We start from the raw sequence: 15073 nt of genomic DNA, 5'->3' as shown, positions 1-15073 counted from the left end.
TCAGTCCGAGACGGCGTGCGCCTTCAGATCCTCCAGCGCGCAGATCTCGAGCGTCGCCACATGCGTCGCCTCCAGCAGCACGCGCGGCGCAACGCCGGCCTGCCGCGCCTGCTCCCAGCGCGCGGCGCAGAGGCACCAGCGGTCGCCCGGCTTCAGCCCGGGGAAGCCGTATTGCGGCACCGGCGTCGAGAGGTCGTTGCCGCAGGTGCGGGAGAAGGCAAGGAACTCCGCCGTGGCCTCGACGCAGACGGTGTGAAGGCCGCGATCCTCCACGCCGGTATTGCAGCAGCCATCGCGGTAGAAGCCGGTGAGCGGCGCGACGGAGCAGGGCAGCAGCGGGCCTCCCAGGACATTGGTCGCGGAAGGTTGGCCCTTGGGCGGCCAACGTCCCGGTCCCATTCCGCCATCCGGCATCGGCAGGCCTCCGTGCAATGCAGGTGGACAAGGCCCGGCCAAAGCACCGGGAGAGGCGAGTCTGCGCCGGATCGCCGGGCGCCGTCCACAAGCTTTGGGGGACTGCGAGGCTCTCAGCGTGCCTCCAGGATGATGGCTTCAAGGCCCAGGTCGCGCTGGTGGTCATCCATTGCGCTGCTGTCCGTCTCCAGCACTACGAAGCGGAGGGTGAGGAGGCCGTCCTCCCAGGCTTCCGCCGGCACGGTGAGGGTGATGCCGTCGCTCGCAGCGACGGACTGGCGAGCGAGCTCGCGCCTTCCCGCTTCGACGGTCACGGTCCGACCTGGCGCCGCCGGTCCGCGCATCCGCAGCGTCAGCCTTGCCGTCCCCTCCCAATCGGCCGGCATGGGCAGGACCAGTTCGGCTTCGGGTGCGGTGAAGCGGACACCCCAGCGCCCCGGCATGGACCAGCCGGCGCCCAGCAGCCTGATGCCGCCCTCGCCCGCGGCGAAGGACAGTTCGGCCCCCGGCCGCAACGGCGGCGGCGGGGCCGGCGGAGGCTGGACGAAGCCGGCGATGAGGGCCGGATCCCCGCAGACCAGCCCCATCTCGAAGCCACGGCACGAGCCTTGGGCGGCCGCGCGCAGCAGCAGGGCCTCCGGCCATTGGCCGGCGAGGAAGACATGCAACCCGTCGCGGTCCTGCAGCCCCGCCAGCGCGTCCCGGCGGGCAGCCTCGCAGCTCCGCCCGCCGGTCAGCCGCGTCACCGGCCCGCCCTCGACGCGCATCCCGGCCCGCATCGCCGCCATGGCGAACTGGGAAAAGTCGAGGGGCCAGCCGCCTGGGCGCGTGCAGGTCAGCGGCGGGTGCAGCGTCACGGTGCGGCCCTCAAGCCGGGGATGCCGCAGCAGCGCCGGGTCGACATTCGCCGGCATCGGCGCGCGGAAGGTCTTCCGCAGCATCCCGTCCAGCTGCGCCATGTCGCCCGCCTGCAGGATGACGAGCCCTGCCAGCATGGCACCGACGGCCTGCCGATGCCGTGCCCGCGCCAACACCGCCAGCGCCAGGACGGGCAGCAGATAGGCCAGCGGCCAGAAGAAGCGCCCGGAGGCCCGCAGCTGGTTCACCAGCCCATCAAGGCTGCGGGGCAGGGGGATAGCCGGCAGCGCGAAGCCGCCGATGAGGACGCGGTTGCTCAGCGCGAAGAGCAGGCAGCCGAACAGCACCAGCCCGAGTGGCAAGGCGGCACGCCAGAGGCCCGACGATGCCCGTACTCCACGCCGGGCCAGATGCAGCGCCGCAGCGGCCAGCAGCAGCAGGATGCCGAGGCCGAGATAGTTGAAGCCCTCATACTGGCCGCCCGTGGCGTCGAGGATGCCATCGGCCACCGGCCCCGCCGGCAGCGTGCCGAACAGGCCGGAGAGCTGCGGCACGGCCGGGCTCAGCAGGTTCATCGAGAAGTAGCCGAAGCCGGTCGGCGCCCCGTTCTCCGTCCGGTAGCCAAGCAGCCAGGCCGCCAGCACGGAACTCACCAGGAAGGCGCCGAAGCCGAGGCCGCCGCGCAGGACGGAGCCCAAGGTGGGCCGCCTTCCGGCATCGGCGAGGAGCCCGCCCAGCGCGATGCCCGTCACCATGGCCCAGAGATACGCGTGCAGCCCGATCACCAGGGCGCCGAGCGCCGCGAAGCCGGCGATGATCGCCACCGAGACGCCGCGCCGCACCGCCTGCACGGCCAGCGCCAGGGCCAGCAGCAGCGCCCAATGCGAGGCCAGCGCCAGGTGATGCATGTGCAGGCGCAGGATCCAGGCCGGCAGGAAGGAAGCGAAGGCGATGCCCGCCAGCAACACCTCCCAGCGCCGGATGCCCGCGGCCCGCAGCAGGGCCAGCGCCGCGACCGGCTGCAGCACGAAGCCGAGCAGGATGCAGAGGCCCATCGGCGCCACCAGCTCCGCCGAGAGGCCGAGCGCCTTCAACAGCAGCACCAGCCAGGGCATGCTGTCGGTATAGACGATGGGCAAGGGATCGCCGGCCGAGAGCAGAGCAGTCGCCGAGAGGGGAAAGCGCCAGCCGTCGCGCAGCAGCGCCTCGGCACCCATCGTGGCCATCGCCAAGTCGCCGGGCGGCCGCTGCCAGAAGGCGTCACGAGCCGTCGCCAGGCCGAGGCGCAGCAGCACCGCCGCATGGGCCAGGCCGAACAACCCCGCCAGGATCACCTGCAGCCAGGCCGGCGACCAGTCGGCGCGGACCGCCAGAGTTTGTCGCACGCCATCAGCCAGGACGAAGGAAGGCCTCGCTTCGGTCGCCTGTCCTGACTGGGGCAATGGCCTCGCGCTCCTCATCTGCCGGACGGTTTAACCGTCGGTGATGGCGGTGCGGCAAGACGCGGTCCGGTCAGAAAAAAGTGGGCGCCGCAGCCCTCGCCGCGGCGCCCGTTGGGTCAGGCCGCCGCGCGGATGGCGGCGGCGAGCACCGCCTCGCTGACGCCGCCCGAGAAGGTCTCGAAATTCGCCTCGAAGCGGGAGACGAGCTCCTTCGCCGTGCGGTCATAGGCCGCCTTGTCGGCCCAGGATTCGCGCGGGTTCAGCACCTCGGCGGGGATGCCGGGGACGGATTTCGGGATTTGCAGGCCGAAGAAGGGGTCGGTGACGTATTCGACCTGCGCCAGCGAGCCGTCGAGCGCCGCGCGCAGCAGCGCCCGCGTGTGCTGGATCGACATGCGCTTGCCGGTGCCATAGGCGCCGCCGGACCAGCCCGTGTTCACCAGCCAGCAATCCGCGCCGTGCCGCTTGATGAGATCCTCGAGCAGCTTGCCGTAGACCTCCGGGTGGCGCGGCAGGAAGGGCGCGCCGAAGCAGGTGGAGAAGGTCGCCTGCGGCTCCTTGCCGAGGCCCTTCTCCGTGCCGGCGACGCGCGCCGTGTAGCCGGAGAGGAAGTGGTACATCGCCTGCGCCGCCGAAAGCTTCGAGATCGGCGGCAGCACGCCGAAGGCATCCGCCGTCAGCATCACCACGTTCTTCGGCAAGCCCGCGCGGCCCGCCTTCACCGTGTTCGGGATGAAGTCGAGCGGGTAGCAGGAGCGGGTGTTCTCGGTCAGCGAGCCGTCATCGAGGTCGAGCCGGCCGAGCTCGTCGCCGACGACATTCTCGAGCACGGCGCCGAAGCGGTGCGAGGCGTCCCAGATCTGCGGCTCCGCCTCGCGCGAGAGGCGGATGACCTTGGCGTAGCAGCCGCCCTCGAAGTTGAAGACGCCGGTATCCGACCAGCCATGCTCATCATCGCCGATCAGGCTGCGCTCCGGGTCGGAGGAGAGCGTCGTCTTGCCGGTGCCCGAGAGGCCGAAGAACAGCGCCGTGTCGCCGCCCTTGCCGAGATTGGCGCTGCAATGCATCGGCAGCACGCCCTTCTCGGGCAGCAGCCAGTTCATCACGGTGAAGATCGATTTCTTGATCTCGCCGGCATAGGAGGTGCCGGCGATCAGGATGGTCTTCGCCGCGAAGGACAGCGCGATGCAGGTGCTGGTGCGGCAGCCGTCCTCGGCCGGGTTCGCCTCGTATTCCGGCGCGTGCAGGATGGTGAAGTCGGGCGTGAAGCCCTCCAGCTCCGCCCGCTCCGGGCGGATGAACATGTTGCGGGCGAAGAGCGCGTGCCAGGCATTGGTCGTCACCAGCCGGACCTTGATGCGGTGGGCCGGGTCGGCCCCGGCATAGAGGTCCTCGGTAAAGAGCTCCGGGCGGGCGCCGAGCCAAGTGCGGACCTTGGCGGCGAGGCCACGGAACTTCTCGGGGGCCATCGGCTGGTTGATCTTGCCCCACCAGATCTGGTCATGCACCTCGGGGTCGTCGACCACGAACTTGTCCTGCACGGAGCGGCCGGTATGCACGCCGGTCACTGCCATGAAGGCGCCCTTGGCGGAGAGCCGCCCCTCGCCCCGCCGCAGCGCATGCGCATAGAGGCCGGCGGCAGTCAGGTTGGCATGGATGGTGGCGGCGCTGGCCACACCGGTCCCGGCAAGGGCGGTCTCGGGCGCTGACATGCAGTGTCTTCTCCGGTTTGTTACTGGCGAGAGGCAGCCAGGCCCCTTCGGGACGAGGCACCGCCATGGGGCCTCTATCCGCCGTGTCTTTGCTTAAATTAAGGCGTGATGGACGTTCCGGTCAACGCAGACCGCCGCACATTGGCGCCAGTTTTCCTAACCTATGCGCGAGCGGCCCTCGCGTGCCGCACGCACCAGTTCTGTCCGCACGCCGCCCGGATCGGCGACCGGGGCGTGGAAGGCGAGGCGGCGTACCTCCTCGCCCGCGGCGAGGTCGGCGCCGTCCACATCCACCGAGGCCATGCGCCACTCGCCGGGCCTGCCGCCGAGCAGGCCGGTGGCGATCGCTGCGATGGCATCGGCGTGGTCCGCGTTCACATGGCCGATGATGTCCGCCGCCGCCGCCTCGATCGCCGCCACCGCCCCGGGCGGCGGCACGAGGTCGGCGAGGCGGATGCGATGGGCGCGGGCGAAGCCGCCGACCAGCAGCGCCCCACCTGGCCGGATGCGCCAGAGGGCGAAGTCGCCGAAATCGGCATACATCGCCGCATAGGGGTGCCGGGCCAGCCAGCGGGCCTTCAGCGCCGGAACCTCCGCCTCCGGCACCGGCTCGGCGAGGCCGGTCAGCGTCACCCTCGGTGCGGTCTGCGGGTTCATGCTCTCGGGCGTGCCGGTGACCAGTAGGGCGCAGCGCGGCTCCGCCCGGAGCTGGCGGGTATGCTCGGAGAGGGAGGAGAGCAGCAGCAGCGGCGCCCCGTCCGGCGCCGTCCCTGGCGTCACCAGGCTGGCGAAGGGCTGGCCCTCGGCCGCCGTCGCCAGGGTGGCCGCTGCCGCGGCCCGAAGCAGGCAACGGGCTTCGAAGCCCAGGTTTTCCGTCCCCATCACGCGATCCCGTCCGGGTTGTGCCATAATGCCGCACTATATGGAGCGTCTGATCCTACGGACGAGCCGGCGGAGACCCGACCATGCCAGCCACGATCGCCCTGGTGGACGACGACCGCAACATCCTCACCTCCGTCTCCATGACCCTGGAGCAGGAGGGCTTCACCGTGCGCACCTATACGGATGGCGAGAGCGCCCTGCAGGGCCTGCTCGCCCGCCCGGCGGACCTCGCGGTGCTCGACATCAAGATGCCGCGCATGGACGGGATGGAGCTGCTCCAGCGCCTCCGCCAGCGCAGCGCCATGCCGGTGGTCTTCCTCACCTCCAAGGACGAGGAGGTGGACGAGCTGATGGGGCTGCGACTCGGCGCGGACGACTACATCACCAAGCCCTTCAGCCAGCGCCTGCTGCTGGAGCGCATCCGCGCCCTGCTCCGCCGCAACGAGGCGAGCCGGGCGGAGGGCAGCGGCACGCCGGCCGGCGGCGTCATCGTCCGCGGCGACTTGGTGCTCGACGAGACCAAGCACACCTGCCACTGGAAGGGCACCGACATCCAGCTCACCGTCACGGAGTTCCTGCTGGTGAAGGCCCTCGCGCTGCGCCCCGGCATGGTGAAGAACCGCGACCAGCTGATCGATGCCGCCTATGGCGAGAACATCTATGTCGACGACCGCACCATCGACAGCCACGTGAAGCGGGTGCGGAAGAAATTCCGCCAGGCCGACGACGACTTCGCCCAGATCGAGACGCTCTACGGCATCGGCTACCGCTACAAGGAAAGCTAGCCCGCCTGCCGCGGCTGGGCGTCGCCATGCGGCGCCTGGCCCTCCAGCGCGAAGCGCAGGGCGGCGCGCAATTCCGCCAGGTCGAAGGGCTTGCGCAGCAGCGCGTTGCCGACCGGCAGTGCATCCGTCCCCGCATAGCCGGTCATGATCAGCACGCTGAGGCCGGGATGCAGGGCGCGCGCCCGCACCGCCAGATCGCCGCCGGCCATCGCCGGCATGGCATGGTCGCTCAGCAGCAGGTCGAAGCGCGCATCGCCCCGCAGCAGGTGCAGCGCCTCCCGCCCGCTCTCCGCATCGACGACGCGGTGGCCAAGCTCGCGCAGCATGGCGGCGATGGAGGTGCGCACCTGCGGGTCGTCATCCACCAGCAGCACCGTCCGGGCGTCGGCCCCGGCCCCCTCCTCCCCAATGCCCGGATCGGGCGCCGGCTCCAGCGCGGGACAGTCGAGCGCCCGCGGCAGCATCAGCCGCACCAGCGAGCCCTCGCCGACCCGACTCTCGACCGCGACCTCGCCGCCGAGCTGGCTGATCGTTCCATGCACCTGGGCGAGGCCGAGCCCGGTGCCCTTGCCGATGCCCTTGGTGGTGAAGAAGGGCTCGAAGACCCGTTCCAGAACCTCGGGCGGCATGCCCGTGCCGGTATCCCGCACCGCCACCGCGACCCGGTCGCCACGGCCCGAGGCGGCCGGCAGGTTGCACGTCTCGATCGAAAGCTCGCCGCCCTCCGGCATGGCGTCGCGGGCGTTGATGGCGAGGTTGAGCACGGCGAGTTCCAGCTGGCCGGCATCCGCCATGGCGGGCCATAGCTCCTTGGCGAGGTGGAGCGAGACGCCGATGCGGCCGCCGAGCGTGCGGTGCAGCAGGTCGCCCATGCCGGAGAGCACCCGGTTCAGGTCGGTCGGCCGCGCTTCCAGCCGCTGCCGCCGGGCGAAGGCGAGGAGTTGCGCCGTGAGCCCGGCGCCGCGGCGGGCGGCCTGCATCGCGTTGCGCAGCAGCCGCAGCACCCGCTCATCGGCGACGCGCCGCTCCGCCAGGTCGAGCGAGCCTAGGATGGCGGCGAGCAGGTTGTTGAAGTCATGCGCCACGCCGCCGGTGAGCTGGCCGACCGCCTCCATCTTGCGCGCCTGGTGCGCCTGTTCCTCGGCCTCGCGCCGCAGCCGGGCGAGTTCCAGATTGGTGCGGATGCGGGCGCGCAGCTCGCGGGCGGAGAAGGGCTTGGCGAGGTAGTCGTCGGCGCCGGCCTCCAGCCCCTCGCTGCTCGCCTCCTCGCCGGCGCGGGCGGAGAGCACGACCACCGGCAGGGTGCGCAGCGCCGGGTCCGCCCGCACCGCCCGCAGCAGGGCGAGGCCGTCCATCACCGGCATCATCACATCGGTCAGCAGCAGTTCGGCCGGGGTGGCGCGCAGCGCGGCGAGGGCCGCCGCGCCATCCGGTACGGCGACCACCTCATGCTCCGGCGCGAGCAGCCGGGCGACATAGGCGCGCATATCCGCATTGTCGTCAGCCAGCACCACGCGGGAGCGATGGGCTGGCGCCTCCCGCCGCGGCGGCATCGGCACCACCTTGGGGTCGGAGGGCGGCGTATCCTCCACCCAGCGCATGGCCTCGGCGACGAAGGGCTCGGCGCCGAGGGCGGTGGAGGGCAGGCGCGGCGCGGCGCCGATGCGCTCCGGCGGCAGATGCGCGTGGCCGGCCGGAATCTCGACGGTGAAGGCGGCACCGCGCCCCGGCTCGCTTTCCACGGAAACGCGGCCGCCATGCAGCCCGACCAGCTCCCGCACCAGGGAGAGGCCGATGCCGGAGCCCTCATGCGTCCGGCTGCGGGCGCCCTCGATGCGGTGGAAGCGCTCGAAGACGCGGTCGCGCTGGTCGGCGGGGATGCCGATGCCGCTATCCTCCACCGTGAGGCGGATCGCCGCGCCATCCTGGCGCAGCCTGACCGCGATCCGCCCCTCGAAGGTGTGCTTGAAGGCGTTGGAGAGCAGGTTGAAGACGACCTTCTCCCAGAGATCGGGGTCGACATGGGCCGGCTCCGCAAGTGGCGGGCAATCGACATCGAGCCGCAGCCCGGCCCGCTCGATGGCGGAGCGGAAGGCGCCGGCAAGTTCGGCGGTGGCCTGGCCGAGCTCCACCGGCACGAAGCAGGCCTCGGCGCGGCCGGCCTCGACGCGGGCGAAGTCGAGCAGGGAATTGACCAGCCGCAGCAGCCGCAGCGCGTTGCGGCGGACCATCGCCAGCTCCTCCCGCAGCTCCGGCCCGAGGCCCGGCCGGGCGAGCAGGTCCTCCACCGGCCCGAGCAGCAGGGTCAGCGGCGTGCGGAATTCATGCGAGACATTGGCGAAGAAGCGCGTCTTCGCCCGGTCCAGCTCGGCCAGCGCCTGGGCGCGGCGGCGCTCGTCCTCATAGGCCTGCGCGTTGCGGATGATGGCGGCGACCTGCCCTGCCAGCAGGTCGTAGAAGCCGCGATAGCCCTCATCCAACGCCCGGGCCGGGTTGATGCCGCAGACCAGCACGCCGAGCGCCTCCGCGCCGCCGCTGCCGGCCAGCGGCAGGGTGAGGGCGGCCTGCACCGGCTGGCCGAAGGGCCCGCCAGGCAAGGGGCCGATGCGGGCGGCGGCATCCTCGATGAGGACGGCCTCGCCCGCTGCGGTGCGGCCAAGCGGCCAGGCCGCCCCCTCCGCGCCGGGATGGCCCGCCGGCAGCCCCACTGCGGCGGCGAGGCGGAAGCCCTCCCCCTCGCGCAAGTAGAGCAGGGCGAAGGGGATGTCGGAGGGGCAGCCGGCGATGGCCTCGCCGATCCCGCGGCAGATCGCCCCGGCGTCACGCGCCTCGCCCACCCGGGCGGCGATGTCGCGCTGGAGCTTCAGCCGCCGCTCGACGAGGATCTGCGCGGTGACCTCGCTGCAGACGCAGAGCATGCCGCGGATGCTGCCCTCGTCATCCTCGACCGCGCTGTAGGACAGGGAGAAATAGGCCTCCTCGTCATAGCCCGCGCGGTTGACGGCGAGGCACTGGGCCGGGACCCAATTGGGCGTGCCCGTCGCCATCACCTCGCGGATCATCGGGCCGATGATGTCCCAGGATTCCGCCTGGGTTTCCTTGATGGAGCGGCCCAGGGCGTAGGGGTGCTTGGCGCCGATGAGGCCGGTATAGGCGTCGTTGTAGATCTGGATCAGGTCGTCCTCGCCCCAGAGCAGCACCATGGGGTAGCGCGACCCGAGCAGCGTGCGGACGGTGGCGCGGAGGCCCTGCGGCCAGCGCTCGACCGGGCCGACCGGGGTGGCGGCCCAGTCGGTGTGCCGCATGCGCTCCGCCATCTCCCCCGGGCCGGCAAAGGGATCGCGTGCGAGGGGCATGGGCGGGGGATCTCTCTCGTTCGGCCAAGGATATTAGGCCGGCATCGAGTATGGAATGAGGCAGAACAGCGCTGCGCACGACGCTGTGTCCCAGGCTTCGGCGCAAGGATGGGTCGTCACCGATGGCCCATTCGGCCAGGCATGTGGACGACATTGGGACGTATCCGTTTCGTGGAGCGAGCGGCGGGCCGTTCCGGGTGCGGGATCGGGCTGCCGCAACCGGGGGCGCGTGCCGTATATGGCCGGAAGGCGACGGGCCCAGCCTTCCTTTCTCGAACCGGCCCGCCCAAGGACCGCTCCCAATGCTCGATGCCCCCATGCAGGCCGCCCCCGGCCGGGCGGATGCGCCCGGCCATCCGGACCCGCCGGACGCCGCCCCGACCTTTGCCATGGCCGCCGCCGCCGGCATCGCGGTCGCCACCATCTACTACAACCAGCCCATGCTCGGGATCATCGAGCAGGATTTCGCCGGCACCCATGCGACCGCGCTGATCCCGACCGCCACCCAGCTCGGCTATGCGGCGAGCCTCTTCCTACTGTTGCCGCTCGGCGATCTGCTGGACCAGCGGCGCCTGATCATCGTGCAGTTCGTGACGCTGGCGGCCGCGCTGGCGCTGGCGGCACTGTCGCCGGGCGCCGTTGTGCTGGTGGCCGCCTCCTTCCTCGTCGGCATGGCGGCGACGGTGGCGCAGCAGATCGTGCCCTTCGCCGCCCATCTCGCACCGCCCGAGCGCCGTGGAGCGACGGTCGGCGTCGTCACCGGCGGGGTTCTGGCCGGCATCCTGCTGAGCCGGACCCTTGGCGGCTTCGTCGCCGCCCATGCCGGCTGGCGGGCGATGTTCTGGCTGGCGGTGCCCATGGCGCTCGGCGCCGCGGCAGTGATGGCGGCACGGCTGCCGCGCCGGCCGGTGGCGGCTGCAATGGGTTATGGCGAGGCCATCCGCTCCCTGATGCATCTCTGGCGCGGACAGCCGGCGCTGCGGCGGGCGACGCGGATGCAGGCGGCGCTGTTCGGTGCCTTCTCCGCCTTCTGGACCATCCTCGCCCTGCGGCTGGAGGGGCCGCCCTTCGGTCTCGGAGCCGAGGTGGCGGGCCTCTTCGGCATCGTTGGCGCGGCGGGGATCGCGGCGGCGCCGCTGGCCGGCCGCCTGGCCGACCGGCGCGGGCCGGACCTGGTGATCGGCCTCGGGGCCGCGCTTGCCCTGCTGGCCTGGACGGTGTTCGGCCTCTGGGCAAGCCTCGCCGGGCTGGTGATCGGCGTCGTCCTGCTCGACTTCGGGGTGCAGAGCGCGCTCGTCTCCAATCAGCACGTCATCTATGCGTTGGCGGCCGAGGCGCGCAGCCGCGTCAACACCGTCTTCATGACGGGGATGTTCCTCGGCGGCGCCGCCGGCTCGGGCGGGGCGATGGCCGCCTGGCGGCTCGGCGGCTGGGGCGCGGTCTCGGCCTTCGGCGCCGCGCTGGCGCTGATCGCCCTGCTGGTGCAGGGACGGGGCTCGGCCCGGGCCTGACGGCAAGCGAAGCGGGGGCGGGCGCCCCCGCGCCTTGCCTGCCGGCGGTCAGGGCGCCCGGCCGATCGTCTCCGGCCGGGTCGCCGCCAGGCTCGCCAGGTTGGCATCGATGGCGCTGAAGAGGCCCCAATTCTCGATATAGCCGGACGGGAAGCCGGGCGAGCCGGCATCGAGATCCTGCTGGCGCGCATGGATGTAGTCGGTCCAGCGCCGCGTCGCCGGGCGGCGGTGGTGGAAGTCATGGCACGGCGCATCGCCGACCAGCACGAAGAGCCGGACGAAGAGATGCACGGTCAGCATCTCCAGCCACCACCCGGCCCACAGCACCAAGCCTTGCAGGGTAGTCGCATTCGCAGTCGGCGGTTCCCGCCCGGGGAAGACGCCCGCCGTCGCATGGCAGACGAATTCTCGGTTGCGCATGGCGATGAGCTCCGGCTCGGGGAAGCGGTGCTCGCAGAGGATGCGAAGCACGGTTGCCGCCTGCAGCAGCACCGTCACCGGCAGCACCCAGGCGACGAGGAAGGCCGGCAGCACGCCGCCCGCCGCGGCGCCGAGGAACGCGCCCGTCCAGGCGATGCGCCCCACCCGGTCATGCGCCGCATCGCCGGTGAAGAGGCTGGCCCCGATCCGCCGCCGCAGGAAGCGCGCATGGAAGGCCGGCGAGACCAGGCTGACGCAGACCCGCCGCCACAGCTCCCGCTTCGGCAGCCCCGGCTCCAGCCCGCAGAGGCCGAGGACGAAATCGGCGAACTCATCCTCCTCGGTCAGCAGCTTCTTCGGGCTGTGATGCAGCATGTGCTCATGCTGGTAGTCGTCGAAGCGCTTGAACAGCAGGAGCGCCGAGACGAGGCGGCCGGCCTGGCGGTTGCGGGCCCGGCTGCGGAAGACGGTGCCGTGCGAGCAATGGTGGAAGATCACCACCTGGAACAGGCCGAGGCCGCAGCTCGTCGCCAGTAGCCCGGCCGGCAGCAGCAGCCAGAGGGCGAGCGGCGCCTCTGCAAGCAGGAAGGGCGCGGCGGAGAGGGCGACGCCGCCGAAGGTCCAGAGCAGGGCGATGGCGACGAAGGCTTCGCCGGGCCGCTCCACCGCGGCTTCGCCCGGGGCTGGCCGCGCCGTCAGCCAAGTCAGGAAGGGTTGCGCCAGGGGGTGAATTCGGGCGGCCATGGCAGCCCTTGGATTGTTGTCATCCGTCTTCGAGGCGAGAAGCTGATCCGCAGAAACACTAGGCCTGACAAAGGTCATCTCAAGCACTCCGAAACCACCGGAGAGCTATAGCGCGCTTCAAGCCACATGCTTCAGCAACTGTTACGCTTCACTTGACGTGACGCGCCGCAACATCCCGCACCGCCGCCGTTGCTGGCGCGGGCCGGAGCCGGTCAGGACAGGCCGGGCCAGGCTTCCCAGAAATGGGGTGGCTGCACCGCGGCGAGCGCCAGCCTGGTGGAGGCGAAGCGGCGGGCCACGGCGGGAGGCATCGCCACCGGCCCGAAATAGGTCGCCTCCCGCATGTCCTCCGGCGCGCAGACCACGACGCCATCCTCCCATTCCCGCCGATCCATGGCCTCGGGCCAGTCATCGCCGCGCCAGAGCAGCGGCCGCAGGCCGGAGGCGTCCTCGACCCAGTGCCAGCTGCTGCGCTCGGGTTGCGAGGGAATCCCGTCCCATTGGGTTCTCATCCGGATCTCCCCGCATCATGGCGGTCTGTCGCCGAAAGCATCAGCCGACGTCCCGTGGCATTCGACCAGGGACACAGGATGGCAAAGCGGGACGAAAAATGAAACAGCAATGCGCCGACCTGCCGGAGTGGTTACCGGCTCGCCTCGCCGCGGCCATAGGCGACGAGGATGGCCTCGCCCTCCGGCCCCATGCGCGCCGACCACCCGGCGATGACGGGCGCGGCGACCTCGGCGAGGGCTACGCGGAGGCCTGGCGTCCGGGTGATGGCGACGCCATTCGCCTGCATCCGTGCTGCGTTCTCGGCCCCGCGCGTCGCCATGGCCTCGAACTGCCGCGCCTCGGTCAGCCGGCCTGCCTCGACGACCGCCTCCCGCACCGGGGGCGGCAGGGCGGCCAGGGCTGCGGCCTGGCAGAAGGCGAGGCTGAGCGGCGAGGCGTAGTCGAGCACGGTGAAATGCGGCAGGACCTCCCACAGCCTGGCTCCGGCGCCGCCATCGCCGGAGGAGAGCACCGCATCCAGCGCGCCCGCCCGCAGCCGTGGCAGCGCATCGGCGAAGGAGATCTGCACCGCATCGGCCCCGGCGCCGCGCAGGACGGCGGTGCTGGCGGCGTCATAGGTGCGGATGCGCAGGCCCCGCAGCGCCTCGGGTCCCGACAGCGGCTGGCGCGACCAGAGGCCACTCGGCGGCCAGGGCGTGGCGTAGAGCAGCACCAAGCCGCTGGCGCCGAGCGCGCGCTCATAGGCCGGCCGGGCGGCGCGCAGCAGGCGCCCGGTCTCCGCCGCCGAGGCGGTGAGGAAGGGCAGGGCGGACAGCTCGAAGACGGGTGCCTCGCCGGCCAGGGCCCCGGTGAAGGCATCCGCCGCTTCCAGCCTGCCCTCGGCCACGGCGCGCGGCATGGCGGCGGAACGCAACCCGTCCGGCGCGTTGAAGCGCGGCTCCACCGTCAGCGCCCCATTGGCGAGCCGGCCGGCGGCCTCGGCGAAATGCGCGATGCCCTCGCCCGGCATGGCGCTCGCCGGATATTCCGTGGCGATGCGCCAGGCGACCGTGGCCCGTCCCCGCCCTGGTGCGAGGGTGCCGCCGGAGGCGAGCAGGGCGGCGATGAGGGGGCGACGCGACAGCATGGCACCCATCTGCCGACATCCCCGCGCCGGATCAAGCGCGGCCGGCGGCGCCTCCGCCGATCCATCGCGGGAAGGAGCCCATCCGACCTTTCGCTCGGCCTCTTGCGGCGGGTGGGCCGATGTTTCCGGCCAGGGCAAGCGTCCAGCGCGCCGCCGACGGAGCGGGCACAGGTCGAGCCGTCGAGGCCGCAAGCCCTCGGTGGACCCGCCTGGGGTGCGGCCGTGTTCGAAACACCTGTTCGCCGCCGCGGGCTGCGACCGAACTAAGTTCGTGGCCAAAGCCGTTTCAAACAGTCACTAATATTTCGGCCTGGGCGACAACACGGAGTAAATGTCATCGAAAGGTGGGGGCCCAACAATCATGGAGCCAGCATCTTCATTTGCCTCCGCAATGGCTGCCATTTCGTCGCCTTTCAATGAGCCGATAAGTCTGAATACCTTCTCAAGATGTCCGGGCGAGAAAATAATCAGCATCCGGACGATGCCATCCGACAGATTGCACCACGCGTGCGGCGTTCCCCTTCTGACTGTCGCCGCATCGCCTGCTGCTAGGTCTGACCCCTGGTCACCCGTGGTGAGATGAACGCTGCCTTCGAGAACCACGAAATGTTCCTCCTCGTTGGCATGAACATGCATGGGCACGCCGTTGCGAGGATCGGCAATTACCTCAAGCATTGTGTAGATGCCTTCTGTCTCTGTGGCGGCGGTACGGATCTTGAATCGCTCACCAGGCGTGACTTGCAACCATTCACCGCCAGCGTCAGGGATTTTTGGCAGCATAGTCGCTGACGTATTCATTCGAGTTTTCCTTTCTCGTATTGCCTGACGCTGCGTCAGGCTAACTCTGTCTGAAAGATGTGCGATGCATATCGGCTTCGAAATTCGTATTTAATGTTTCATGTGAAATCTATGCTGGGGATTTTTCAGAAGGCGGAGCCAAGCTGAAAAGCTTCGCCCTCAGCGGCGGCGCCGCGCAAACGCGGCCTGCAGCGCACGGTGCTCCCTCGTCCACATCCCGCCCATCTGGGCAGTCCCTTAGCCCAAGGCACCACAAATCCTGCATTCTCAAATGGGCATCCAGCGCCTCCGGCCGCCTTGGCGAGGCCGGTGGCTATGCCACCGCCCATTTCAGCGTCTCCGTCCTCGCCCTCGAGGCGGCGCTGGGCAAGCTGGTCCATCAGGGCCAGGCATTGTTCCCCGCAGTGGAACAGTGCCTTCCTCAGCGAACGGCTTCAGTGCATCGGCGGGTGCCAATAACGTCCGGGACGAGGCAGGGCGCAATGCCCGTGCCGCCGCACCGGAGACTCCCA

Annotated in this window: 11 protein-coding genes; 2 read left to right on the top strand and 9 right to left on the bottom strand. The window is 70.9% G+C overall.

Going from position 1 to position 15073, the window contains the following annotated elements; translation table 11 throughout:
- The 4 genes from JMJ56_RS13555 to JMJ56_RS13540 form a co-directional block, all read right to left on the bottom strand.
- Entirely contained in the window at positions 1 to 399 is a 399-nt protein-coding gene (locus tag JMJ56_RS13555; protein ID WP_202832302.1) for a DUF2237 family protein, read from the bottom strand.
- Between the two features lie 128 nt (positions 400 to 527).
- Positions 528 to 2657, bottom strand: a complete 2130-nt coding sequence (locus JMJ56_RS13550; RefSeq protein WP_202832301.1) for a hypothetical protein — start codon at positions 2655 to 2657, stop codon at positions 528 to 530.
- 173 nt (positions 2658 to 2830) lie between these two features.
- A complete protein-coding gene (locus JMJ56_RS13545) occupies positions 2831 to 4426 on the bottom strand; it encodes a phosphoenolpyruvate carboxykinase (protein WP_202832300.1) in 1596 nt (531 codons plus the stop codon).
- 156 nt (positions 4427 to 4582) lie between these two features.
- Complete coding sequence (locus JMJ56_RS13540) at positions 4583 to 5308, bottom strand: HugZ family pyridoxamine 5'-phosphate oxidase (protein ID WP_202832299.1); 726 nt, start codon at positions 5306 to 5308, stop codon at positions 4583 to 4585.
- A gap of 83 nt (positions 5309 to 5391) precedes the next feature.
- Here JMJ56_RS13540 and JMJ56_RS13535 point away from each other — a divergent pair, with 83 nt between their 5' ends.
- The gene (locus JMJ56_RS13535) at positions 5392 to 6093 is read left to right on the top strand and encodes a response regulator transcription factor (RefSeq protein ID WP_043338340.1); all 702 of its coding nucleotides are present in this window, start codon (positions 5392 to 5394) and stop codon (positions 6091 to 6093) included.
- Here JMJ56_RS13535 and JMJ56_RS13530 read toward each other — a convergent pair.
- On the bottom strand, positions 6090 to 9449 hold the full coding sequence (locus tag JMJ56_RS13530; protein WP_202832298.1) for an ATP-binding protein: 3360 nt from the start codon (positions 9447 to 9449) through the stop codon (positions 6090 to 6092). The two genes, JMJ56_RS13535 and JMJ56_RS13530, sit on opposite strands and share 4 nt — an antisense overlap.
- Positions 9450 to 9751: 302 nt before the next feature.
- Here JMJ56_RS13530 and JMJ56_RS13525 point away from each other — a divergent pair, with 302 nt between their 5' ends.
- Positions 9752 to 10960 carry an MFS transporter gene (locus JMJ56_RS13525; protein ID WP_236037735.1) on the top strand — a complete coding sequence of 403 codons (1209 nt, stop codon included), beginning with the start codon at positions 9752 to 9754 and terminating at the stop codon, positions 10958 to 10960.
- Positions 10961 to 11008: 48 nt separating this feature from the next.
- Here the strand turns inward: JMJ56_RS13525 and JMJ56_RS13520 are convergent, their stop codons facing one another.
- From JMJ56_RS13520 to JMJ56_RS13505, 4 genes are all read right to left on the bottom strand, one after another.
- Positions 11009 to 12124 carry a fatty acid desaturase gene (locus JMJ56_RS13520; protein WP_202832297.1) on the bottom strand — a complete coding sequence of 372 codons (1116 nt, stop codon included), beginning with the start codon at positions 12122 to 12124 and terminating at the stop codon, positions 11009 to 11011.
- Positions 12125 to 12336: 212 nt separating this feature from the next.
- The gene (locus tag JMJ56_RS13515; RefSeq protein ID WP_202832296.1) at positions 12337 to 12636 is read right to left on the bottom strand and encodes a hypothetical protein; all 300 of its coding nucleotides are present in this window, start codon (positions 12634 to 12636) and stop codon (positions 12337 to 12339) included.
- Between the two features lie 131 nt (positions 12637 to 12767).
- Positions 12768 to 13772: a TRAP transporter substrate-binding protein gene (locus JMJ56_RS13510; protein ID WP_202832295.1), complete on the bottom strand. Its 1005-nt coding sequence runs from the start codon at positions 13770 to 13772 to the stop codon at positions 12768 to 12770.
- A gap of 288 nt (positions 13773 to 14060) precedes the next feature.
- On the bottom strand, positions 14061 to 14561 hold the full coding sequence (locus tag JMJ56_RS13505) for a cupin domain-containing protein (protein ID WP_202832294.1): 501 nt from the start codon (positions 14559 to 14561) through the stop codon (positions 14061 to 14063).
- Positions 14562 to 15073: the final 512 nt, after the last annotated feature.

Origin of the sequence: Belnapia arida (genome assembly GCF_016773205.1) — a bacterium.
In the GTDB taxonomy this organism is placed as follows: Bacteria; Pseudomonadota; Alphaproteobacteria; order Acetobacterales; family Acetobacteraceae; genus Belnapia; species Belnapia arida.
The sequence above is the reverse complement of the archived record's forward strand: the minus strand, read 5'-3'. Positions and strand labels throughout refer to the sequence as shown.

Coding starts and splice junctions, on each gene's coding strand:
- JMJ56_RS13515 (WP_202832296.1), bottom strand. CDS start 12,636: ATGAGAACCCAATGGGACGGGATTCCCTCGCAACCCGAGCGCAGCAGC.
- JMJ56_RS13510 (WP_202832295.1), bottom strand. CDS start 13,772: ATGGGTGCCATGCTGTCGCGTCGCCCCCTCATCGCCGCCCTGCTCGCC.
- JMJ56_RS13540 (WP_202832299.1), bottom strand. CDS start 5,308: ATGGGGACGGAAAACCTGGGCTTCGAAGCCCGTTGCCTGCTTCGGGCC.
- JMJ56_RS13555 (WP_202832302.1), bottom strand. CDS start 399: ATGGGACCGGGACGTTGGCCGCCCAAGGGCCAACCTTCCGCGACCAAT.
- JMJ56_RS13505 (WP_202832294.1), bottom strand. CDS start 14,561: ATGAATACGTCAGCGACTATGCTGCCAAAAATCCCTGACGCTGGCGGT.
- JMJ56_RS13520 (WP_202832297.1), bottom strand. CDS start 12,124: ATGGCCGCCCGAATTCACCCCCTGGCGCAACCCTTCCTGACTTGGCTG.
- JMJ56_RS13535 (WP_043338340.1), top strand. CDS start 5,392: ATGCCAGCCACGATCGCCCTGGTGGACGACGACCGCAACATCCTCACC.
- JMJ56_RS13545 (WP_202832300.1), bottom strand. CDS start 4,426: ATGTCAGCGCCCGAGACCGCCCTTGCCGGGACCGGTGTGGCCAGCGCC.
- JMJ56_RS13525 (WP_236037735.1), top strand. CDS start 9,752: ATGCTCGATGCCCCCATGCAGGCCGCCCCCGGCCGGGCGGATGCGCCC.
- JMJ56_RS13530 (WP_202832298.1), bottom strand. CDS start 9,449: ATGCCCCTCGCACGCGATCCCTTTGCCGGCCCGGGGGAGATGGCGGAG.